General features: G+C 48.7%; 16 protein-coding genes. 5 read left to right on the top strand and 11 right to left on the bottom strand.

What is annotated here, in order from left to right:
* Positions 1-179 precede the first annotated feature (179 nt).
* Together H065_RS0118450 and H065_RS0118455 are read left to right on the top strand one after the other, a co-directional pair.
* A complete protein-coding gene (locus H065_RS0118450; protein ID WP_017814569.1) occupies positions 180-3,389 on the top strand; it encodes an alpha-mannosidase in 3,210 nt (1,069 codons plus the stop codon).
* A 338-nt stretch (positions 3,390-3,727) separates the two neighbouring features.
* Positions 3,728-4,687, top strand: coding sequence for a polysaccharide deacetylase family protein (locus tag H065_RS0118455; RefSeq protein ID WP_017814570.1), 960 nt, complete (start codon positions 3,728-3,730; stop codon positions 4,685-4,687).
* Positions 4,688-4,903: 216 nt separating this feature from the next.
* Here the strand turns inward: H065_RS0118455 and H065_RS0118460 are convergent, their stop codons facing one another.
* From H065_RS0118460 to H065_RS28315, 6 genes are all read right to left on the bottom strand, one after another.
* Complete coding sequence (locus H065_RS0118460) at positions 4,904-5,551, bottom strand: S-layer homology domain-containing protein (RefSeq protein ID WP_017814571.1); 648 nt, start codon at positions 5,549-5,551, stop codon at positions 4,904-4,906.
* 142 nt (positions 5,552-5,693) lie between these two features.
* Positions 5,694-7,859: a S8 family serine peptidase gene (locus H065_RS27150; RefSeq protein ID WP_017814572.1), complete on the bottom strand. Its 2,166-nt coding sequence runs from the start codon at positions 7,857-7,859 to the stop codon at positions 5,694-5,696.
* 474 nt (positions 7,860-8,333) lie between these two features.
* Positions 8,334-8,633 (bottom strand): putative quinol monooxygenase, encoded by a 300-nt coding sequence (locus tag H065_RS0118475; protein ID WP_017814574.1) that lies wholly within the window; start codon positions 8,631-8,633, stop codon positions 8,334-8,336.
* A 166-nt stretch (positions 8,634-8,799) separates the two neighbouring features.
* Positions 8,800-10,071 carry a threonine ammonia-lyase IlvA gene (gene ilvA / locus H065_RS0118480; protein WP_017814575.1) on the bottom strand — a complete coding sequence of 424 codons (1,272 nt, stop codon included), beginning with the start codon at positions 10,069-10,071 and terminating at the stop codon, positions 8,800-8,802.
* A gap of 1,187 nt (positions 10,072-11,258) precedes the next feature.
* Positions 11,259-12,056, bottom strand: coding sequence for a DeoR/GlpR family DNA-binding transcription regulator (locus tag H065_RS0118490; protein ID WP_017814577.1), 798 nt, complete (start codon positions 12,054-12,056; stop codon positions 11,259-11,261).
* Positions 12,057-12,389: 333 nt separating this feature from the next.
* Positions 12,390-12,629 carry a hypothetical protein gene (locus H065_RS28315; protein WP_238557989.1) on the bottom strand — a complete coding sequence of 80 codons (240 nt, stop codon included), beginning with the start codon at positions 12,627-12,629 and terminating at the stop codon, positions 12,390-12,392.
* Here H065_RS28315 and H065_RS0118495 point away from each other — a divergent pair.
* Entirely contained in the window at positions 12,618-13,595 is a 978-nt protein-coding gene (locus H065_RS0118495; protein WP_017814578.1) for an iron-hydroxamate ABC transporter substrate-binding protein, read from the top strand. The two genes, H065_RS28315 and H065_RS0118495, sit on opposite strands and share 12 nt — an antisense overlap.
* A 313-nt stretch (positions 13,596-13,908) precedes the next feature.
* Here H065_RS0118495 and H065_RS0118500 read toward each other — a convergent pair whose 3' ends face one another.
* Entirely contained in the window at positions 13,909-14,832 is a 924-nt protein-coding gene (locus H065_RS0118500) for a nucleoside hydrolase (RefSeq protein WP_017814579.1), read from the bottom strand.
* A gap of 463 nt (positions 14,833-15,295) precedes the next feature.
* Here H065_RS0118500 and H065_RS0118505 point away from each other — a divergent pair, with 463 nt between their 5' ends.
* Complete coding sequence (locus H065_RS0118505) at positions 15,296-16,729, top strand: amino acid ABC transporter substrate-binding protein/permease (RefSeq protein ID WP_443146862.1); 1,434 nt, start codon at positions 15,296-15,298, stop codon at positions 16,727-16,729.
* Complete coding sequence (locus tag H065_RS0118510; RefSeq protein ID WP_017814581.1) at positions 16,722-17,450, top strand: amino acid ABC transporter ATP-binding protein; 729 nt, start codon at positions 16,722-16,724, stop codon at positions 17,448-17,450. Before H065_RS0118505 ends, H065_RS0118510 begins: the two co-directional genes overlap by 8 nt.
* A gap of 287 nt (positions 17,451-17,737) precedes the next feature.
* On the opposite strand, the gene hxlB is transcribed toward H065_RS0118510, so the two are convergent.
* The 4 genes from hxlB to H065_RS28595 form a co-directional block, all read right to left on the bottom strand.
* Positions 17,738-18,304 (bottom strand): 6-phospho-3-hexuloisomerase, encoded by a 567-nt coding sequence (gene hxlB / locus H065_RS0118515; protein WP_017814582.1) that lies wholly within the window; start codon positions 18,302-18,304, stop codon positions 17,738-17,740.
* On the bottom strand, positions 18,297-19,124 hold the full coding sequence (hxlA, locus tag H065_RS26350; RefSeq protein ID WP_017814583.1) for a 3-hexulose-6-phosphate synthase: 828 nt from the start codon (positions 19,122-19,124) through the stop codon (positions 18,297-18,299). The genes hxlB and hxlA overlap by 8 nt, the downstream gene beginning before the upstream one ends.
* 165 nt (positions 19,125-19,289) lie before the next feature.
* Complete coding sequence (locus H065_RS26355) at positions 19,290-20,651, bottom strand: MFS transporter (RefSeq protein WP_017814584.1); 1,362 nt, start codon at positions 20,649-20,651, stop codon at positions 19,290-19,292.
* Between the two features lies 1 nt (position 20,652).
* Positions 20,653-22,536: a PfkB family carbohydrate kinase gene (locus H065_RS28595; RefSeq protein WP_017814585.1), complete on the bottom strand. Its 1,884-nt coding sequence runs from the start codon at positions 22,534-22,536 to the stop codon at positions 20,653-20,655.
* Between the last annotated feature and the right edge of the window lie 537 nt (positions 22,537-23,073).

Here is a 23,073-nt window from a genome sequence, read left to right on the forward strand (position 1 = left end):
CTACCGATTGATCTACAGGTCTTTGCCCTGCTTGCTGGTAGCCAGACCGCTCTATGATAAAGCCAAATATGTCAGATATGCGGCTCTACTGGCCTGCCTCATAGGCTACATATTGTCATCCGTCTGCGGATATGTGAACATTCCCTCATATCATACCTATTTCCAGAGGAGTGAACCCTATGTTTTTGACCGAGCAAAAGCTGAAGTCCCGATTACAGGAACTGAGTATGTATCGTTATCGTGAAGCCATTCCCGTGCCTTCTTTTCAGGCTAGAGAAGATAGTGGAGAAGAGATTCATCCTGCGGCTCCCCAGCCGGATGAAAACTGGAATACGATGGAGCTGGGCGAATACTGGAGTGGGCGCGACCGCTTCCTGTGGCTCTCTGCCGAAGCGGAGATTCCGGAGAGCTGGCAGGGACGTACCCTGCTGGGACGTTTTCATTTTGGTCTGACCGGTGGCGGTACCAATTCGGGCTTTGAATCACTGCTGTATTTGAATGGACAGCCTTATCAAGGAGTCGACTCCAACCATATCGAAGTATTCCTGCCCGAGGACGCCGCCGGACGTACCCATCAGCTGACGTTCCGCCTATGGTCCGGTCTGGAGGGCGGCGGACAACCCAAGGTACAGCGTCATGAACTGCGAACCGCCGAGATCTGCTGGCTGGATGAGCCGTCTGATAATCTGTATTACACAGGAATGGCTGCACTGGAGACGGTGGAAGTGCTGGAGGAACATTCTTCCGAACGTGCCGATCTGCTGCGTGCAGTGGATCGTGCTTTTCGCCAGATTGACTGGTCGGAGCCCGGAACACCTCATTTCTACGACAGTGTACAGCAGGCCGAGCAGCTGCTGACCACCATGCTGGAGGCAATCGGCAAGCACAGCTCGGTACAATTGACAGCTGTTGGCCATACCCATATTGATGTGGCATGGCTATGGCGATTGAAGCATACCCGGCAAAAGGCTATCCGCTCTTTCTCAACTGTGATGCGGCTGATGGAGCGCTTCCCGGAATACGTCTTTTTGCAGACCCAGCCGCAGCTGTATGACTATGTCAAACAGGACGCGCCAGAACTCTATGAACAGATCAAAGCCAAAATTGCCGAAGGACGCTGGGAAGCTGGCGGAGCCATGTGGCTCGAAGCCGACTGCAATCTGATCAGCGGCGAATCCCTGACCCGGCAGCTACTGATGGGCACCCGATTTTACAAAGAGGAATTTGGCGTGGAATCGGATTATCTGTGGCTGCCAGATGTATTTGGATACAGCTGGGCACTGCCGCAGATTCTGCGCAAATCCGGTATTCATACTTTTATGACGACCAAGATCAGCTGGAACCAGTACAACCGGATGCCTCATGATACATTCCGCTGGCGCGGGATTGACGGCTCCGAGGTACTTACCCACTTTATAACAACTACCGAGCCGTGGTCACAGCCGGGCTCGTGGTTCTATACGTACAATGGACAGCTCGTACCGAAGACAGTCAAGGGCAGCTGGGAGGCTTACCGGGACAAGGAAATGAACCGTGAGCTGCTCGTCTCCTACGGGTATGGCGATGGCGGTGGCGGCGTGAACCGCACGATGCTGGAGATGCGCCGGCGGCTGGACCGGATTCCTGGTCTGCCTCATGTCCGCACAGGAACAGCCGGTGATTACTTCCGCCGCCTGCAGCAGACCGTCGCCGAGACAGACAGCTATGTGCATACATGGGACGGCGAGCTGTATCTGGAATATCACCGGGGTACCTATACGAGTCAGGCATACAACAAACGGATGAATCGCAAGCTGGAGCTGCTGTATCGGGATGCCGAATGGATCAGCGCCTGGCAAAGTGCCCGTTCGGGAGAATGGTCCGATTATCCGCAGAAGCAACTGAATGAAGGCTGGAAAATTATCCTTCGCAACCAATTCCATGATATTATCCCTGGCTCCTCGATCCGCGAGGTATACGAAGACAGCCGGATTGAATATGAGCAGTCCTGGCAGATCGGCAGCCGAGTCTGGGAGCAGGGCAGCCAGCAACTGGCAGCGGCAGGGAACGAGATTTCCTCTGTTAGCGGGGCATCCTATACAGTCTGGAACTCTTCTCCATGGGCGCGTACAGAGATCATTACGCTTCCGGTACACTCGGAGCAGCGAACCGGCCTGTGGAAAGATGCTACCGGACAGGAGCTAACCGCTGTACAGCAGCAGGATCAATGGATCATCCGGGTAGAGAATGTACCGGCTCTGGGCTGTACGACGATTACTCTGGATGCTTCGGATCATTCGATTAAGCCCATTATTGAAGAACGGTCGTTAACTGATAGTATCGCAGCGCCTTCCGCACAGCCGCTGATCGTAGAAGATTACCGGGCAACCACGCCTTTTTATGAACTGGAATGGAATAATGCAGGACAGCTGACCCGTCTGTATGACCGGCAGGCTGAGCGTGAAGTGCTGGCACCCGGAGCCAGAGCGAATGTACTCCAGCTGTTCGAAGATAAGCCGCTGAATTTTGATGCATGGGATATCGATATCTTTTATCAGGAGAAAATGAAAGAGATCACGATGCTGGTCCGTACCGAAGTGATCGAATGCAGTCTGCTGCGTGCAGTTGTTCATTTTGAATGGCAGGTCGGTCAATCGACGATTATCCAGCAGATGGTGCTATATGCAGATGACCGCCGAATCGACTTTGTCACTCAGGCGGACTGGCATGAGCGCCAGCAGCTATTGAAAGTAGCCTTCCCGGTGCATATCCGCGCTACGGAAGCCACTTATGATATCCAGTATGGCAACGTCAAGCGTCCTACCCACTGGAATACCAGCTGGGATAGCGCCCGCTTCGAATCGGTCGGTCACCAGTGGGCAGACCTGTCGGATCGTGGCTATGGCGTCAGTCTACTAAATGACTGCAAATATGGTTACGATATCAAGGATAATATTATGCGATTGTCATTGATCAAATGTCCGATTCATCCCGATACTGAAGCCGACCAGGGATATCACGCATTCACTTATTCCCTGCTGCCTCATCAGGGAGACTGGCTGCAAGGCAATACCGTACCTGCTGCATGGGCACTGAACAATCCACTGCGCTATACAGAAGGTCATATGGATCACGGTGGCGCCTCCATGTTCACCCTGTCCGGTCATACTGCCATGATCTCTGCAATCAAAAAAGCCGAAGATCATAATCATGTTATTCTGCGTGTGCATGACTTTTCCGGCAGTCGTCAGACGCTTATGCTGGACAGTACACTACCTGTCACCGGCTACCGCGAATGCAATCTGATGGAACAGCCGGAGCAGGAGTTCCAGCATGAAGTTCCGATCCGCTTTGTACTGGAACCCTATGAGATCAAGACATTCGAAATACAGCTGCAGCCGGAGCTTTGACCCGCTTGCCGTACGCTGCCAAGCACATGAAAATCCATCTATAAATCACTATGCAGTACCACTTCGTTGGAGTGGTACTGTCTTTTTTTGCGCATTTTCGATTTATTCCTCAGCCCTTGCCAGTACTGGGATACGGCGGATTATCGGAAATTCAACCTTCTACTTGTTACCATTCTTCCTGTACGCTGTAACTTTTCTCCTGTTTTTTTCGGCTAAGATGGAAAATGGATGTCAAAAGATTGGAAGAATTCTCTTGATTCGCAGCTTCCATCATCCGATGAACATCATAGTGCTGATATTCAGCTCATATCATAACCGAAGGAGATTTATTGATACGTATGCGTAAGCCCTGGAAAAAGTACTCCATCGCCTTACTGGCGGTATTGCTCGTCGTTTATGTTCTCGGGGTGAATTTCCCGCATTCTTCCGTTTTGGCGCATAAAATCTGCAGTTCCTGGGTAGCCGCCAAAAACGAGGTGTTTTATTACGAACACTACAATCAGCTGGATGACCACAATGTGGCACTGGCTGCCGACTATGTCGTTCCACAGGGAACCGCAGACAAGGTCCCTGTACTGATGTACCACTATATCGTGCCGCAAAAGTACAATACCGAACCAAACAACAATTCCATTATCAACCTAGAATCGTTTGAACAGGATATGAAGTATCTGCATGATCACAATTACCATACCGCCACTTTGCAGCAACTGGAGCAGTACGTGAACGAACAGATCACCCTGCCGGAAAATACGGTCGTGATCAGCTTTGATGACGGGTATCAGAACAATATTATCTATGCCTACCCGATCATGAAAAAGTATGGCTTCCATGCTACCATGTTCGTGGTGGGTTCCAAAATTCAGGAAAAAACGCAGAAATTCAACCCTTCGCGCACCAGCTATGTATCCCGCGCAGAGATGAAAGCCAGCGAAGATGTATTTGAATACAACAGCCATACCTATGATCTGCATTACAAAGCTCCACTGCACTGCGGAGATGATTACGCCGCCGGCATGGACCCGGATAAATTTATGGCAGATGATCATATTATGCGTGACCAGGTCGGTATCAATACCCCTTACTTTGCTTATCCATTCGGCGATTTCCGGATGCAGATGATCTATGCGCTCAAGCAGTCCGGCTATCGGATGGCCTTTACGGTGCATCAGGGATTTGTTCGTCCGGGAGATGATATGCTCAAGCTCAAGCGGTTGACCGTTGTATCCAGTACCAATATCGGAGAGCTGCTGCATCTGGAACATGATCCGGATGGATCGGCACCCGTCGCTTTTTAAAAAGAATAAGTCGTTTCCACCACATCAATCAAAAAGGACCAGAATGTTGGCATTTGCCGCATCGCTGGTCCTTTTTTGATTTCATATTGACTATCTTGTATTCAATCTTGCTTTCGTAAGAGCATCTCTCTGGATCACATCAGATTAAGAAGGTTTGATCCGTCTTATACATGGAATCCGGCTGGACACATCCAACTAGATGAGATCCGCCGATTCTTAACGATCGGCAACGGCTGGAAGATCTGCCGGGTCCGAAGCTTCCTGTGGACGATCCAGCAGTGCGCCTGCGCCATAGTCTGTGAAATTCTTGATAAATTGCAGCGCTTCGGCACGAGTCAGTGGCTGGTTGCCTTTGAAGGAAGCGACTGTTGCCTGATTGGCGTCACTGCCATTTGCCAATCCAAATCCCAGCAGATAACGAATTGCATTGTTCCCGCTAAAGTTTACGCCGTCTGCCGCCGCGATCAGTTCTGCAACTTTGGCACGGGTGATCACCTGACTGCGGGAAACCGGATCGGTATAGCTTTTCACCGGATAATTCAGTGCTTTGGCACGATTGTAATAGGGGTTGGCCCAGTTGCCCTTGGTACTGGCTGTCACTTCCGGTTCATAGGAGCGAATCAGCATCGTAAGGAATTCCGCTTCGGTCACAGTCTTGCCCGGCTTGAACTGGCCATCCTGATAACCATTGACCAGACCTGTATCGTATCCCCAGCGGATCGTCTCCAGTGCCCAGTACTTCTCGGAAATATCGGAAAATGGAAGACCTGTCGCCGCTTCCGTAGTACGTGGTGTACCTGCACTGAACAGGGACAGCAGCAGACCGGCAACAAGCAGTATTCGGGTAAATGATGTTACTTTCATGGCTGTACACCTTTCTATTCTCAACATCATCATCTGATGTGTAAATGGATGGGATAGGATTGATTCGGATCGGTGCAGCTGATGCACCCGAAGGTACCGCATGATGCACAGACCCGGCATTTATCATAGACAATACGTAGACTTAACGAGTCGTGAACTGCATCACCAGTGGATTGGTCAGAGCCGTAGATTGATCGGAAGATGCTGAGGCTTTGCCTTTAACACCTTTTTCGATAATGACGGTATACGTCTGGTTGGGTGCAAATGATCCGTCTGCTGCAGTGATGAAAATCCGGTTGAACTTCACGGACAGATTCACATTGCTGACCACATTGCCGCTACCATCCAGTATGGCAATATTGCCGGCAGTAATCGATGATTTATCGATATATTTGTACGTGGAGCTTTTCAGTGATGCCTGCAGGCTGATGCGTACCGGTACGGATGCACGCAGATTCGCTTTGGATGGCAGATCCTTGATACCCAGGCTTTGCTTCAGTTGGTTCAGCTGTTTGTTGAATTCTGCGTTGTTCAGATCCTTGGCAGCAAAGCGTGCTTTGATAAAATCTGCTGCTTTACCGGAAGATTTGGCATTATTCAGCTGCTGCTGGGCTTTCTGTACTGGTGTTGAAGGTACAGATGCGGTTGGAGCCGGAGTCTCTGCTTTAGGTGTGGCCGGTCTCGGTATACCGCCACCACCTCCGCCTCCTCCTCCACCGCCGCCCCCGCCACCAACAGGAATCTGTGCAACCAGATCTGTTGGAGGTGGAGTGGTTACTACCGGTACGGACACGGCAGGTGCAGGTGTTGTCTGAGGAACAGGCGCCTGCAGAACGGGTGAAGATGATACAGGAGCCGGTGTACTTTCCATTGTCGGCATAGCTGCTGTACGTCCGGAGATCGTAACGCCGGAAGACTCGTTACCTTTGATATCCACAGTCTTCATCGTAAAAGTATAACTCGTATCCGCAGTCAGATCGGCTGCTGAATACACATTGCCGGTAACCGATTTGACCCGGTGGTTCTGTGCATCATAGACATTCACTTTGGCAAAATCACTGTCAGCCGGATTCTGCCAGTTAAAGGTCAGATAGTCTGTTCCTTTGGCAGCGAGCTGCAGGTTTTTCACTTCGCCCGGTGCTGTTACATCGACCTGCGGCTTGAACGTTACAAATCCATAACCGTACTGGTTATCACGACCGGGTGTTCCCAGATCCACTGCATAATGCTGTAGATCGCTGCGCAGGGAAGCGACCGATTCCGAAGGATGCTCCTGCTTTAGAATAGCCAGCATCGCTGCGACATGCGGCGCAGCCTGAGAGGTTCCATCCATAATGGCATATTGATTATTTAGATAGGTAGAATAGATGCCTACGCCTGGAGCTGCCACTTCCACTTTGGGTCCTGTAGAGGAGAAGCTGCCACGGTTCAGATTACTATCTACTGCCGCTACAGCAATGACGCTGCTATATTGAGCCGGATAATTGACCGTATCCGTACCTGCACCACTGTTGCCTGCAGAAGCGACGACCAGAATGCCGCTATTGTACGCTTGATCCAGCATATTGTGCAGCAGCTGGGAATCGTACTCTGTTCCAAGGGACATGTTGATGACGTCCATATGATTTTGGATCGCCCAATCGACGCCTTCCAGAACGTCCTGTAGATTTCCTTTGCCGTCCGGTCCCATTGTCTTGACGGCATAGAGCTGTACGCCAGGAGCCATACCGGTAACCTGTCCATCTCCGTTGCGGGCAGCGATAATACCGCCGACATGGGTACCATGACCGTTATCATCTGTGTACGATGTAGTGTAATCCACTGTCGATACACCGCCGGCAATGGTCAGTTCCGGATGGGGCGCGATCCCGGAGTCGATTACTGCCACTTTGACGCCTGCGCCATTGTAGCCTTTGTCCCACTCGATATTAGGCTGTTCCGCCTGGTAATTCCAGTGGGATTGTTCATTTGTATTGATGGCTGACGCCTGGGCGACGACCTGCTCATCGGCAATAGTAAAAGGAACATTGCGTTCCACATAAGCGATATTCGGGTCCTGGACAAGCTCGTTCAGATCCGACGAACTAACCGTAGCGGATACGGCAGGAACGGTAGCAAATTCATGCTGAACTTCTACACTTTGTTCAAGAACCGCTTCCTTGCCCTCCTGGTTTTTGTAGACAACAATGACCTCCTGGTCGGGGCTCGATGCTGTCGTAGCCGACCCTTCCCCATACGCCAGACCTGTAGCAAAAGCACAGGAAAGTGTAAGCAGGGAGGCTGTAAATACAGGTATAATCTTTTTCATGGATGCTCGTCTCCCTCTGGTCAGACAATATACAGCTTCGTTCATGACTTCCGGTTAATCGCTTGGAAAGAAACCTCTCCACGATGATAAATATATACATTGGATTCCGGCTGGTCGCCGAACGCATAAGCTGTGCTGTCTGTCTAATAGAATTAGCCAGAATGTTATAACTTTCGAGAAGGGCTGGATGTATTGATTTACCAAGCAACAGGAGCACTACAAGTACGAATAGGCAGCAATAAGAAGAAGAATAAAAAGGTATAATCAACGGATTTAATCAATTTTCGCGAAGTTTCGACAAACTAACTTAGTGGATTATATCGGATGAAGAGCATGGATTATGTATACAAAAAACAAAAAAATATCCTCCTGTAACAGGAGGATATTGGTAAGAATATGCTGGTATACCAGCACGTTGGTATAATTTGTCAAAACAAAGGTAACCATACGGCTCCCTGCTTCAGTTATGAACGATTAACCGCGTTTTATTTCGGTTCCTTCGAACACTTTTGCATCCAGTGGAGCTGCCGCAAATTCCTGCATATCTTTTACGAACTTCTGGAAATGTGCAGTTGCATTATGCTCTTGCATAGCAGCAGCATCTTTCCATTCTTCGACCATAGTGAACAGGTTATCCTGCTTCACATCGCGTTTGAGCACGTAGCTAATATTTCCTTCTTCCGCCTGGGAAGCTGTTACCAGTGCATCAATTTCGGTCAGGAACTGATCGACTTTCTCGGGTTTGATCAACATATTCGCATGAATAATGAACATAGGTATATCCTCCTCAGTAGTTATGAACTGTAATATGCTTACTTTACAAGTATACCCCAATATGAACAAAATCCCAAACATATATGATCTTGTCCTGTTACTTGGCTGATCCAGTGATTATCTGTACGTAACGCCACCTACTTCATTATGGAAGGTTGAACGGTGATCAGATCAACAGATTAAACAGATTCGGATCGCGGTTCAGCTCTACATACTGAATATTATGGCTATCCATACGCTCGATCAGCGCGCCATAATCATCCGGTGAACTCAGCTCGATACCGACAAGTGCCGGGCCATTCTCCTTGTTGTGCTTTTTGGTATATTCAAAACGGGCAATATCATCGTTGGGCCCAAGTACTTTTTCCAGGAATTCACGCAGGGCACCCGCGCGTTGCGGGAACTTGATCGTAAAGTAGTATTTCAGCCCTTCATAGATCAAGGAGCGTTCCTTGATCTCCTGCATACGATCAATATCATTGTTACCGCCGCTAATGACGCAGACCACTGTCTTGCCCTTGATCTGCTCTCGGTACATATCCAGTGCAGCAACCGGCAACGCGCCGGCAGGTTCGGCGACAATCGCATTCTCGTTATACATATCCAGAATAGCGGAGCAAGCTTTACCCTCTGGCACTTTGACCACATCATCCAGCACTTCGCGGCAGATATCGTAGGTCATCTGTCCGACCCGTTTGACAGCTGCTCCGTCGATAAACTTGTCAATCTCATCAAGTGTAACGACTTCATTACGCGCAATCGCTTCGCTCATGGATGCAGCGCCCAGCGGCTCTACCCCGATAATGCGGGTCGATGGGCTGATCGTATGAATATATTTGCCGACACCAGCGGCCAGTCCGCCTCCACCAATCGTAACAAATACAAAATCAGCCGGTGTATCCAGGCTCTCCATAATTTCCATTCCGATTGTACCGTTACCCGCGATAATATGCGGATCATCGAACGGATGAATAAAGCTCATCCCCTGTTCTGTAGATACTTTCATCGCCTGGGCATAAGCATCGTCAAACGTATCGCCCACAAGAATAACCTCTACATTTTCGCCGCCAAATTTTTTCACCATTTTCACTTTTTGATTCGGTGTGGTGCTTGGCATATAGACCTTGCCGCGTATATTCAGATGTCTGCAGGAAAAGGCAAATCCCTGCGCATGGTTGCCCGCACTGGCACATACAATGCCATTACTGAGCTCCTCATGGGAAAGACTGCGGATCCGGTTGTACGAGCCGCGAATTTTAAAAGAGCGTACCACCTGCATATCCTCACGCTTCAGGTAGATCTCACACCCGTATTTTTCCGATAGTGTCGCATCCCGCTGCAGCGGTGTACGCACAATAACATCTCTCAACACATGATGTGCACGTACGATATCTTCCATGCCTACAGTATGCGAATTGTATTCATCCGTTGCTTTCATTGATTCTCTCCTCACTCCAGACGCCTGAGTCTAATAGTTATCTGTTTGTTTATCGGTCTCACTATTGGTCATTTTTCTAAAGTACTCCTAACTTTATTCATTTTCAAGTATCTTTATGAAAATGGCAAACTTCTTTACAGGAGAGAGGCTGTATATTTGGGCGAAAGGAGCTGATTGGGTAGATAAGGAGCTATTTGAGTAAAAAGGGGGCTAATTCAGTGGATAGGGAGTCACTTCAGTGAATAGAGAGCTGGAGCAGCAAATCATTCGTAAAAGGATCGTACTTCCGTTCTCTGTTAAGGCCGCCTATGCCTGAATAACTGCTTACACAAGAGGGAGCTACTCGAGAGAATAGGGTGCTGGAGCAGCAGACGCTTCGTAAAAGGATCGTACTTCCGCTCTCTGTTAAGATCATCTATCCTGAACAACTGCTTGCAGCAGTGGATAGACGATCTTAAAGGAGAGCTTCAGCACGATTCCTTTTCCTGCGCTCAGCGGAATGTATACCATTTGGTTTAAGACTAAAGATCAAGATTCAAGATTTAACACTTAACATCAACGGCAAAAATCTCGATCTTATTCGTTGAAATTTCTCTACTGTGTTTTTAGCTTATTCTCGTCCTGTTGATATTGCTTTTTCACCTTCTTTTTAGCTTGCACCTATCTCCTTGCTTCCTTGCTTCCTTGCTTCCTTGCTTCCTTGCTTCCTTGCTTCCTTGCTTCCGCATTTTCGCCTCTTCAATCTGTCGCTGCAACCTTTAACCTATGTACCTTTACTTTCGCCATTCAAGTTGAATGCTTATTAGAGAATCGCACAATCAGACAGCGAGCGGTACAAATACTCCTTGCACAGAGCACAGGAAAGGAAATAGGAGCAAAGGACGACATTTAAGCCTGGAGATCCCCCTTTACTACATCCCATTCAGGATCTCCAGGCTTAACCGGAGGACGTGCTCCTATTCCTTTCCGGAGCGGATGCCGCTCTATGCATCCCGTTCACACTTTATGTAAAACTAATCAACCTTTCCCTAGAACAAACAGAACCCAAAACAAAATACAGCCTGCACCACCACATATTTCACGTAAATCATTCATGCAGAAGCAGAAATATAAGAACAAAAAAAGGCTCCTCACAGGGAGCCTTCAACCAGTCCTCACATGAATATGCGAGACAGTATAGAGTATGCCTAGTCTACAACGATTACCTGGACGCCCATTTCCTCCAGCTCATGAATGGCTTCTTCCGGGAGCTGATCGTCGGTAATGAAGCGGTTAAGATCTTCCATGCCCATGAAACGAACAAGGGATTTGCGGCGGAACTTGGAGCTGTCCGTCAGCAGGATCAGTTCATCGGAGATCTCGATGATTTTCTTCTTCAGCTGCACATGTGCTTCGGATGGCTCAGTCAGTCCACGGGTCAGATCAAAGCCGTGACAGGAAAACAGGAATTTGTCCACATGGTAGCTTTCTACCATTTTCTCTGCATGAATGCCTGTATTCGCCATGGAATCACGATCCAGATAACCACCGATCAGAATTACATTGATCTCGGTTTTGGGCACCAGTTCATTGGCAATCGCCAGGGAATAAGTGAGTACGGTCAGCGGCCGGTTGGGCAGCTGCTTGACCAGATGCAGACAGGTAGTGCTCGCATCGAGTGCGATTACATCGCCGGGCTGGATCAGGGAAAGTGCGTGTTCCACGATGGCTTTCTTCTCTTCTATGTTCTGGGTCTCCCGCTGGATCGCCGGAGATTCATATTGTTCACGGTTGCGGTTAAATACGGCTCCCCCGTGGGTCCGTACAACGATTCCTTCCAGTTCCAGACGTTCCAGATCACGCCGGATCGTCTCTTCGGTTACATTAAAACGGCGGCTCAGCCCGGATACCCGGACGGTCCCCTCCGCTTCAAGGATACGCAGAGTTTCCATTTTGCGTTGTGCTGCGGATAATGCGTCTTGTCGCCTCGGATTTTTGCTGCTCATTGAGTACACCTGGCCTTACTATTATAAATTATCAATCTAATCTGCGAGCTTACTATCCATTTTACATCTATCATTTAGGTATTCGAACCTGTCGGACATCGATCATAAAATTAAATAACTGCTTATCGGTGCCAGTATATTGCACCTGCAGAAAGTCTAAGCTGCATCAGTCAAATTTTGCAGCGGAACAGGATGTAAACGCTTATTGTTTGTCCTGTTAAATACCGTTCGTCTGCAAAATGTTCATATACTTCAATATACCGTATTTAGGGGTTAGTCACAATAAAAAAGGACTTATTCTCTTATTTAATCATTGGAAATCTCAATTTAGTGTTACTTTTTACATTTAATGTATTTTGTTGTTGATATCTCTTCTACAATCACTTGAATAATCACTACGATTTCGCCTGCCGGGTCTTCTCCATATTCATTAGTTTTATCCCATTTCCAGGCTACCTCTTGTCTTTCTGCATGAAAATGATTATCATTATCATAAAATAACACAATCTTACATACGGCCCTGTCTATTGAGACAGCGTCCCCATGAATCAGGAGGTCATTATGTTCAAGCACAAATCTGCGCTGCTGCTCGCGCTGACACTGGCTCTGTCCGTTATCATAACCGCATGCGGCGGAAGTTCTACAGGCAGTACAACTTCAGCTCCGAATAAGACGGACGAAGCAGCTGCTACAGCTCCAACTACTCGTGAATATGATACGGATAAAGGTAAAATCACCATTCCAACCAAGCCGCAGCGTATCGTTACCGATTATTATGGCGGTGAGCTGTTAACCGTGGATGCGAATGTGATCGGTGTCGAACCGACCGCGTTCAAGAATCCTTTTATCAAAGACAAACTTGCTGAACACAAAACGGTAGATGTGGGTACTCCGCTGAATATGGAGAAAATTCTGGAACTCAATCCGGATCTGATCGTCGTGATGTACGATGACAACTATGACGCACTGTCCAAAATTGCACCAACCGTTCATATTCCATACGGTACCGCCAAAAATATTCGCGAAACGGTCAATTTGTTCGGGGATCTGACAGGCAATACCGAGCAAGCCAAACAGTTCCTCGCCGATTATGATAAAGAAGCTGCTGCCGGACGCGAGAAACTCAAAGGCGTCGTAGATGCCAATACCACAGTTGGGCTGTATGAACTGACTGACAAAAATGCCCTCTGGATCTTTGGCGATAACGCCGGACGCGGTGGTCAGAGCGTATATGATGCCCTGCAGCTGAAGATGCCTGCCAAGATCGCCAAAGATGCGCAGACGACCCAGCTCTCATTGGAAGCTCTGCCGGAATATGATGCAGATTATATGTTCCTGACCTTCTATGATCCTGAAGGCAAAAGCGAAGCATTGGACAAACTGAAAAAATCACCAGTCTGGAGTTCACTGCCGGCTGCCAAAAAGAATCATATTTTCTACAATGATTATGATACGTTTTACCGGTACGATCCTATCGCTACCAAAGCACAAATCCCGCTGTTTGTGGATATGATCCTGAACAGCCAACCGGCAAAATAAAATCGGTTATGGCTACCTGAAGCAGCTATCTATTATATCTTGCTCAATCTGTACGCATATTCATCTGTATATAGTAATAATCTATTCCAGCATCCTGTAGGATATACGCAAATTTCTCAATATTTACTGACAAAACAAATAATAACGCCCTGATCGCAACTGGTCAGGGCGTTATTGATATTTAGGGGTGTACTGTTCTATGAATATACTGATCTATATCTGTGTTACTTTATAGATATGCGTCTTTACTGCGGCTGTTGCTCTGTTAAAACTGCTGCTTCAATAGTATTCAGTAGACACTTGCAGAACACAGTCAGATCACGCGGCTCAGGAAATGCTCCAGGAACCGATCTGCATCGACATCCAGCGCCACATCAATATGCGCAGCAGGCGTATCGTGAATCCCTGTTGTTTTGCCCAGACTATCCTGCTCCGTACATTCTACCTGTACCGCATAGGAGGCTGTACGGACAAAACTCGGATCAATCGCTACACCTACAGCAAGCGGGTCATGCAGCGCACAGCCGCGGCCGCTTTTGACGACGCCTTTGTAGGCTTCCATATAGAAGTCGGTCATATCGGCCAGGAAAAGAGCCAGCTCGCTGTTGGTACGTCTCCATTCTTCCAGATGATCTGCAGTCAGCAGCGTACGCATCGTTACATCCAGTCCAACCAGTGTGATCGGCATGCCCGAACCCAGTACCAGGGACGCGGCATCCGGATCGGAATAAATATTCGCTTCGGCAAAAGGAGTCACATTACCCGGTACGGTTACTGCTCCGCCCATAATGACCAGACGACCAATCTGCTGCACGATCTCCGGCTGCATCTGAATCGCGCGGGCAATATTGGTCAGCGGCCCTACAGCAACTACAGTGACCTGACCAGGATTTTGCTGGATCTGTTCAATAAGGAACTCGGCAGCTCCCTTGTTCTCCGGTTGACGCGTCGCAGGCTGACGGTATTGGTTGCCTATCCCGTCCTCTCCATGAATATGACGGGCAAAAGGCTTCGTATAATCGCGGCTGAGCGGTTTGGCTTCGCCCGGATATACAGGAATCTCCTGATCCAGCTGTTCCAGCACAACAAGTGTATTACGCGTCGCCTCTTCAACGGAAATATTACCGAATACGGTAGTGATACCGAGCAGCTCCAACTCGGGAGAGTGTGCGGCATACGCCAGCGCGAGGGAATCGTCGATACCTGTATCCACATCGAGAATTACAAATTTCATCATTAATATTCTTCCCTTTCCTTCTGTTAACCGTTATGTACCTGCACATGACAGGGTATTATATCGTGGGCTGATCACTGTAAGCCGTTCATTATACAGTCTTTATCCGTATTACCCGGAGACCTGCTATGTTCTATCATAAGTCTGCTCGAGCACCACTGACAATACCCGATATCCTAAATTTTATATGTTTCAAACCGCAGCTTCGGCAGGTTATATGTCATGTCAGCTATTTAATTTCGCAAATATTACCCGTTCAAGCTTCACAGCACTATAGTCAATTAGTTAATTTTTTTGTAGAATAAGAAGACATGTGCTATAAGACATCAAATGTAACATGTGATGTGAAGGCAATATTACTCTCTGTTCAGTCAGAGGACTCTATCTGTGCGTCTGTAACCGACGTCTGATCAGAGTAACAGAAATGGAGGATTTTATGAAGAAATCTAGGTTTATGTGGTTATCCATGGCTTTCCTTCTTTTCTTCGCGGTATGTGCCGGCAACTTAAGCCAGACGGCTACTGCCCAAGCCGGAGAAGGCAAGACGTATTCTATTGGAACGGATGTTACTTTTGCACCGTTCGAATTTCAGCAGGATGGCAAGTATGTAGGGATCGACCTTGATCTGATGGCTGCCATTGCCAAAGATCAGAATTTCAAATACGAAATCCGGCCGCTTGGTTTTAATGCTGCTGTACAAGGCCTGCAATCCAATCAGCTCGATGGCATGATTGCCGGTATGAGCATTACCGATGAGCGCAAACAGACATTTGATTTCTCGGAGCCTTATTATGAATCCGGTGTTGTTATGGCTGTACGCCAGGACAACAATGAAGTCAAAAGTTACGAAGATTTGCGTGGACAGCGTGTGGCTGTCAAAACAGGTACAGAAGGTTATAACTTCGCCAATTCGATCAAGGACAAATATGGATTCACACTCGTACCGTTTGATGATTCCGTGCAAATGTACGAAGAAGTAACGACAGGCAACTCGGTAGCCTGCTTTGAAGATTTCCCGGTGGTTGCTTACGCTATCCAAAAAGGCGTGCAGCTGAAGACTGCTACGGAAAAGGAAAGCGGTGCTCCTTACGGTTTTGCAGTCAACAAAGGTGAAAACCAGGAATTGCTGCAAATGTTCAACAAAGGACTCGCTAATGTTAAAGCAAGTGGGGAATACGATCAGATCGTCTCCAAATACCTGGGAAGCACCAAGCCTGGTGAAGAATCTACTACGCCATCTGCACCAGTCAGCAAATGGAAAATCGTGTCCGATGCGATTCCAGCCCTGCTGAAAGGTCTGGGCATGACCCTAATGTACACGATCATTTCCCTGTTCTTTGCCTTTATCCTGGGATTGATCTTCGGCTTTATGAAAGTCAGCCCAAGCAAAACAGCGCGGGCGATCGCCACTGTATTCGTGGATATCTTCCGCGGTATCCCGCTGCTCGTACTCGGCTTATTTATTTACTTTGGTATTCCTGGTGCACTCGGCTTCAAGATGCCGCTGATTGTAGCTGCTGTACTGGCGCTTAGCCTTAACGCCGGTGCCTATGTTACTGAGATTATCCGCGGTGGTATCCAGTCGATCGACAAAGGACAATTGGAAGCTGCTCGTTCACTGGGTCTGTCACACCGTACTGCCATGATCAAAGTTATTATTCCACAGGCAGTCAAAGTAATGATTCCATCGTTTATCAACCAGCTGGTTATTACACTAAAAGATACATCCATCATGTCTGCAATCGGTTTGATCGAGCTTACACAGTCCGGTAAGCTGATCGTAGCCAACAACTATCAATCCACTGTCATCTACGGAATGGTCGCTATCATGTATCTGATTGTGATTACTATTCTGACCAAGATTGCGGATTCGATCGAAAGGAGAACACGCCGTGGGTAAAGTTCAAATTTCTAACCTCAAAAAGAGCTATGGCTCCAATGAAGTACTCAAGGATATTAATATGAAGATTGACGAAGGCGAAGTGGTATGTGTTATTGGGCCATCTGGTTCCGGTAAAAGTACGCTGCTGCGCTGTGTGAATAAGCTGGAGGAAGTAACCGCCGGTGAAGTCATCGTTGACGATTACAATATTAGCGATCCCAAGACCGATATCAACAAAGTTCGTGAAAATATCGGTATGGTGTTCCAGCACTTTAATCTGTTCCCGCATATGAGCGTGCTCAAAAATATCACTTTCGCTCCGGTTGAACTCAAAAAGCAATCCGAAAAAGAAGCACGAGAAACTGCTCTCAAACTTCTGGACCGTGTCGGTCTGGCTGACAAAGCGGATGCGTTCCCGGGCAGCCTGTCCGGTGGTCAGAAGCAACGTGTAGCGATTGCGCGCGCACTGGCAATGAACCCGGATGTGATGCTGTTTGACGAGCCTACCTCCGCGCTTGATCCGGAGATGGTCGGTGAGGTACTCGGCGTTATGAAAGACCTTGCCAGCGAAGGCATGACGATGATGATCGTTACCCACGAAATGGGCTTTGCCCGTGAAGTAGCTGACCGTGTTGTCTTTATGGACGGCGGTTATATCGTGGAAGAAGGCGAACCGGAGCAGGTATTCGGTAGTCCCCAGCATGAGCGTACGATCAGCTTCCTGGAGAAAGTGCTGTAATTCCTTTTCCTATAGCCTATCTACCTTTTCATTCATTCGCTTATTTCTTTGGGTATATAGCAAAAAGCAGCTTCTGGAGAACCATCTCCGGAAGCTGCTTTTTTCAGGTTCTAGGACGCTTCTGATAAGCCGATAAGCGGATCATATGCCGATCCGATATCATTTTTTACACTCCTCACCTGTATCTGTATCTGTATCTGTATCTGTATCTGTATCTGTATCTGTATCTGTATCTGTATCTGTATCTGTAAAAAACTGTACTTCCCTTAGTGATCTTTTCTTAGCATTTATTCCACATTACTGTGTTTGGCCAATGCTGCCCCATGCTCTACATGCTGCAGCTCTCCATAGCTCAGACAGACTGCATCGAGCAGAATATGGGTACACTGGTCGAAGAGCGAGCCAAGCGGCTGAATGCTGGTTGCTTCGCCTTCCCGGCGGTATTTGGTAGCCGCTGGGATATGCAGCAGCTGATCCGCGAGCTGTCCCAGCGGCGATGAATCGTCGGTAGTTACCGCCACAATGGTGCAGCCCAGCTCTCGGGCTTTCTCTGCAGTCCATACCGCTGCCTTGGTCGTTCCCGAGCCGGATACGGCGATGAGGATATCGCCGGCTGCCAGCGCTGGCGTAACCGTCTCTCCAATCACGTACGAGTTAGCGCCCAGATGCATGAGGCGCATAGCAAATGATTTGGCCATAAAGCCGGAACGTCCTTCTCCGGTTACGAAGATCCGGTTTCCTTTTGCCAGTATGTCGGCCAGTCCGGTGACTGCCTCCTCCGGTACCCGGCTGACGACCTGCTGGATTTCCTCCAGAATACGCTGTGCTTTGGTCAATGATATAGAGTTAGACATGGTAAGCTCCTTTCTGCGTGGTTTGCATCACTTCAGTTATGCGGCTACGAATCTCCCGGGCAGCTGCGGCAGGGTGAGCTGCTTGGGTAATGGCAGACCCTACGATCACAACTGCAGGTCGATCCTGCAAAATGGACGGCAGTGTATCCAGTGTAATTCCACCGGCTGCGGCAATAGACGGGTGGGCTCTCCGCGTGGAATCGGGATCGTTAGAGTGAGTATCCTGCAGCTGTAGATCGGGCATGGATTTTCTACCTAGTGCCTGTCCATCATGCTCCTGCTGGTCCTTGCTCACATGCTTGCACAGTACCGCTTCGGTATAGCGCCGCAGCTCTTCTGCTCGCTGCGGCGTGACATTGAGCAGATCGATCATAACGATGCCGCCATAGGATTTCGCGGTCTGCATACACAGATCCAGCGTAGCATCCGGTGCAGATGCCATCACGGTCGCTACGTCAGCTCCAGCACGGAAGCACAGTTCAAATTCGTATTTGGCGTTATCGTTGGTTTTGATATCCGCTACGATCACCTTATGGGGGAAAGCTTCTTTCATGCGGCGGACACTGTCCATACCGAATTCCTTGATCAGAGAAGTACCGACTTCGATCCACTCCACATCCTCCTGTACCTGCCCGGCCATATCGATGGCTTGCTCGATGGTCATCCGGTCCAGTGCCAGCTGGATACGTACGGGTGCTTGATCCAGCGTATGAACTGCGGATGGAGCGTCAGTATTTACATCGTTATTGACAGCGATATCCGTATGATGATGGATATCGCTATCATTCAGCTTTGGCTGACCAATGTTCTCACTATTCATTGCCTATTCCACCTCTCCTGTTACAGCGGACTGCTCGCAGACCAACTGCCGTATGAATTGTACAACTATCCCTGGTTATGTTCTGTATGTGGCAGCTAATCTGAGCGCTATATCCAGGTTGCGATCGACCTGATAAACGAGATTACACAGATCCGGATGAGAGCGTTAGAGCTGCGTCGTTCTCACTTTATGCTTCCAGTTCTTTTTTCCATCGGTATGAGATCCGTTCGTTGTAGATCGCTTGCGATCCCTGCCTACCGTCAGCGTGAGAATCGCAGAGAGCAGCAGCGAACCCGCCATGAACATATACGAAGCATCGAATCCACCAGTCAGATCATTCAGATAACCGACAATATACGATCCGGCAAAAGAACCCAGTGCGCCAAGGCTGTTCACCAGCGCCATCGCTCCGCCGGCTACATTGCGCGGCAGCACTTCCGGTACAATAGCGAAAAACGGTCCATACGGTGCATACATGGCACCACCTGCGATTACCAGCAGGGTAAAGGAAATCCAGAAATGATTCGGTCCGACCAGATACGAACCGTAAAAAGCCAGTGCTCCAATCAGCAGAAACGGCCACACAAACCCTTTACGAATCTGCATTTTATCCGAAAAGTAGGACGTGACCAGCATCAGAATGACAGCGAGCAGATATGGTACAGCCGATAACCATCCGGTCGATACCATATTCATATTGGGCGCCTTGGAGATAATCGACGGCAGCCACATAACGAATCCGTATACCCCGATACTCCAGAAGAAATACTGCAGACACAGCTTGATTACGGTCGGCGAACGGAATGCTTCACGGTAATTCTTCACCTGTTTCATACCGGCCTGCTCATTGTTCAGTTCGGTCTCCAGAGCAGCTTTCTCCGCTTCGGTTAGCCATTTGGCTTCGGATGGTTTGTCCTGCACCATTTTCCACCAGATAAAGGCCCAGATAATCGCAGGCATCCCCTCAATAATGAACATCCAGCGCCAGCCGACAGCCGATACCAGATAACCGGAGACAATCGACATCCATAATACGGTAGCCGGGTTACCGAGAATCAGGAACGTATTGGCACGGGAACGCTCCTTGTTCGTAAACCAGTGGGCGTTGAAGACCAGCATCGCCGGCATTACTGCGCTCTCTACCACCCCCAGAGCAAAACGGATCACGATCAGCACATGTACATTGGTTACCATACCGGTCGCCGCCGCAAGTCCACCCCACAGGATCAGAGACCAGAATACCAGCTTGCGGGCACTGCGTTTCTCTGCATAATGCGCACCGGGAATCTGGAAAAAGAAGTACCCGAGGAAGAACAGCGCCCCCAAGAGTGATGACATCGCCGCCGATATATTCAGATCATGCGCCATTCCGGATGCAGCACCAAAGCTGTAATTGGCACGATCCAGATAGGCCAGACTATACGTGATAAAAATAATCGGAATCAGACGCAGCCAGCGTGATGCCGGAAGCGGAGTTGCCTGCGGTACGGATGCACCATTAGCGCCGGTAGACGAATTACGTTTCATATCAATTCACTCCTTTCAGGGATGGGGACATGACCGATAAGACTGCGGGTACTTCTGTACGCTTGCCCTGCTTCATATAGTGCTGCAGCTGTGCTTCCGTAGGATAACCTTCGTGGTCACCAACCGACTGTACTGCCAGTGCTCCAATCGCACAGCCACGGCTGACGACCTCCTCGATCGGTAGACCTGCCAACCATCCGCTGACGATGCCTACAGCAAATCCATCACCTGCTCCTACCGTATCGATCACTTCGGAGACTATGAATCCCGGTACGTTGCCAGCTTGATCCTGGGTGTAATAGGCAGCGCCGGATGGTCCGAGCTTCACTACTACCAGCTTCACTCCAAGATCCAGATAGAACCGGGCGATCTGCTGCGGATCTCGGGAGCCGGTCAGAATAGCACCTTCCTCGATACCTGGCAGAACCACATCGGCATAAGCGGCAAATTCATTGATAACGCTTACCATCTGCTGCTGACTTTCCCATAGCTGCGGGCGCAGATTCGGGTCAAAGGAAATGGTTCGTCCCGCCTGCTTCATCTCCATAATAACGGCGCGGGCAAACTCACGATTGGCAGCTGACAGCGCAAGAGGAATACCAGTCATATGCAGATGGCGTGCCGAGGTGAAATATTCCCGGTCCATCTCGTCCCGGTTCATGCGGCTCGCTGCCGACCCTCTACGGAAGTATTGCACCTCCGGATCACCCGATGTCACCTTTGACTTGAGCTGGAACCCGGTCGGATACCGTGCATCAGTCAGCACATGTTCCAGATTGACGCCTTCTTCTGCCAGCTTCTCACGGACAAAGCTGCCAAATACATCGCTGCCTACGCGGCTTGCCCAGCCAGAGCGCAAGCCCAGCCTGGCAAATCCGATCGCTGCATTGGCTTCTGCTCCTGCCAACCTGCGGCTGAATAGACTCACCTCATGCAGCGGTGCGGATTGTTCCGCTACAAACATCGTCATTGCTTCGCCAAATGTTACTACATCCAGATACGGATAATCTGCTTTATGCTCGCTCTGTACATAAATAGGCTGTCTTGATCGTGGCATTGATGTTCCTCCTTGTTGGTCAGCCAGCAGGCTGCAGTAATATGAGATCGCCGAATCGTCTGTCAATGTAAATTCTATCGCCCGATTTGCTGTCCGGGGCAGCTGACGAATCAGCTGTCTCCACAATGCCTGCTGTTCCTCTGGCAGCGGCAGGATCGTATATTCATTTCCCTGCACGATCGAATGCTTGGCATGAATATAGGATACATAGGGCGACATATCTGCTACTGTCTGCAGTGCTGCCTCTTCATAACCGGCATATAGCCAGTTACCTGTATCCCATGTCATTCGCACAGGCGGAACATGATCGATAAGCTGCCATTTCTCTATCTCCCGGAAAAAGGCCAGTAGCCGCTTTGGATCACCACCGTAAGTGGTTTGATCATTTTCGATCAATAGCTGAACGGTATGCCCTTTCTGCTGCTCACTTGTATTTAATGATAAATAATACGCTTTCATAAATGATTCCAAATGATCCAGCGGCGATAGATCTGTATCGTAATGTCCAAGTGAAAGCTTCACCTGATCGGCTCCAAGCTGCTCAGCTTCGCTCAGTGCCAGAGAGAGTATATCGATATCCAGCTGATGATCTTCCTGCCAGAGCTGCATCGGAACCGAGTAGACCGTCGTCTGCAGGCCTGCACTCTGTATCGCCTGCCTGCATTGCTGCAGCTGTTCTGCGATAGGATCGGTATGTGTGAACAGCTCTCTGCGGATCTCGATCCCCTCTGCTCCCAGCTTCGCAGTTCTGAATACTGCTTCTATCTGGGTCTGCTGTCCAGCGACCACTTCGTGAAATACCGATGCAGGAATGATGATTTGTCTCATGATGCATGCTCCTTCCTCTCTCTTTGGATCGCTATTCTTCTTACATCACTGTTTTCCTTAAATCACTGCCACTGCTTTTTAATGACAACTTGTCAGATGATCTGCTATATAAATCAATTATTATTTTGTACTTTATCGATTATCGTTCTGCTATACATATAAACAGTTAATCGCTTACATAAACCGATTTAGTAAATCGATTTATAAACACAGTATAAACCTGTCATTTCGCAAATACAACCTTTTTTTGAAAGCGTTATCTAATCTGGCTAAATAGTCTGTATGTAGTCGGCTTTCGTTAGGCACTCTACCGTATCACCCACTATTGGATGAACGAAAATGATTCCAAGCAGATCTGCCCTACACAAAAACGCAGCCTCCCACTGAGGAGCTGCTGCGTTGGGTCCATCATACTATTTCGTTTTGTTTCTATTTATACGTAGATTCTATTTTTACGATATTTCTCTAATATAAGCTGTATTTATGCTCATAGAGAGGTACTTGACCAACATCGGTTGTCTCCTACGTTCTCTATGC

This window comes from Paenibacillus shenyangensis (assembly GCF_000346635.1).
Classification (GTDB): Bacteria; Bacillota; Bacilli; order Paenibacillales; family Paenibacillaceae; genus Saccharibacillus; species Saccharibacillus dauci.

What these genes read in the sequence shown, in the direction of transcription:
- H065_RS0118500 (WP_017814579.1), bottom strand. Translation starts at nt 14,832, where the DNA reads ATGATGAAATTTGTAATTCTCGATGTGGATACAGGTATCGACGATTCC.
- H065_RS28595 (WP_017814585.1), bottom strand. Translation starts at nt 22,536, where the DNA reads ATGAGACAAATCATCATTCCTGCATCGGTATTTCACGAAGTGGTCGCT.
- H065_RS0118495 (WP_017814578.1), top strand. Translation starts at nt 12,618, where the DNA reads ATGTTCAAGCACAAATCTGCGCTGCTGCTCGCGCTGACACTGGCTCTG.
- H065_RS0118490 (WP_017814577.1), bottom strand. Translation starts at nt 12,056, where the DNA reads ATGAGCAGCAAAAATCCGAGGCGACAAGACGCATTATCCGCAGCACAA.
- hxlA (WP_017814583.1), bottom strand. Translation starts at nt 19,124, where the DNA reads ATGAATAGTGAGAACATTGGTCAGCCAAAGCTGAATGATAGCGATATC.
- H065_RS0118475 (WP_017814574.1), bottom strand. Translation starts at nt 8,633, where the DNA reads ATGTTCATTATTCATGCGAATATGTTGATCAAACCCGAGAAAGTCGAT.
- H065_RS26355 (WP_017814584.1), bottom strand. Translation starts at nt 20,651, where the DNA reads ATGAAACGTAATTCGTCTACCGGCGCTAATGGTGCATCCGTACCGCAG.
- ilvA (WP_017814575.1), bottom strand. Translation starts at nt 10,071, where the DNA reads ATGAAAGCAACGGATGAATACAATTCGCATACTGTAGGCATGGAAGAT.
- H065_RS0118450 (WP_017814569.1), top strand. Translation starts at nt 180, where the DNA reads ATGTTTTTGACCGAGCAAAAGCTGAAGTCCCGATTACAGGAACTGAGT.
- H065_RS0118455 (WP_017814570.1), top strand. Translation starts at nt 3,728, where the DNA reads ATGCGTAAGCCCTGGAAAAAGTACTCCATCGCCTTACTGGCGGTATTG.
- H065_RS0118460 (WP_017814571.1), bottom strand. Translation starts at nt 5,551, where the DNA reads ATGAAAGTAACATCATTTACCCGAATACTGCTTGTTGCCGGTCTGCTG.
- H065_RS0118505 (WP_443146862.1), top strand. Translation starts at nt 15,296, where the DNA reads ATGGCTTTCCTTCTTTTCTTCGCGGTATGTGCCGGCAACTTAAGCCAG.
- H065_RS27150 (WP_017814572.1), bottom strand. Translation starts at nt 7,859, where the DNA reads ATGAAAAAGATTATACCTGTATTTACAGCCTCCCTGCTTACACTTTCC.
- hxlB (WP_017814582.1), bottom strand. Translation starts at nt 18,304, where the DNA reads ATGTCTAACTCTATATCATTGACCAAAGCACAGCGTATTCTGGAGGAA.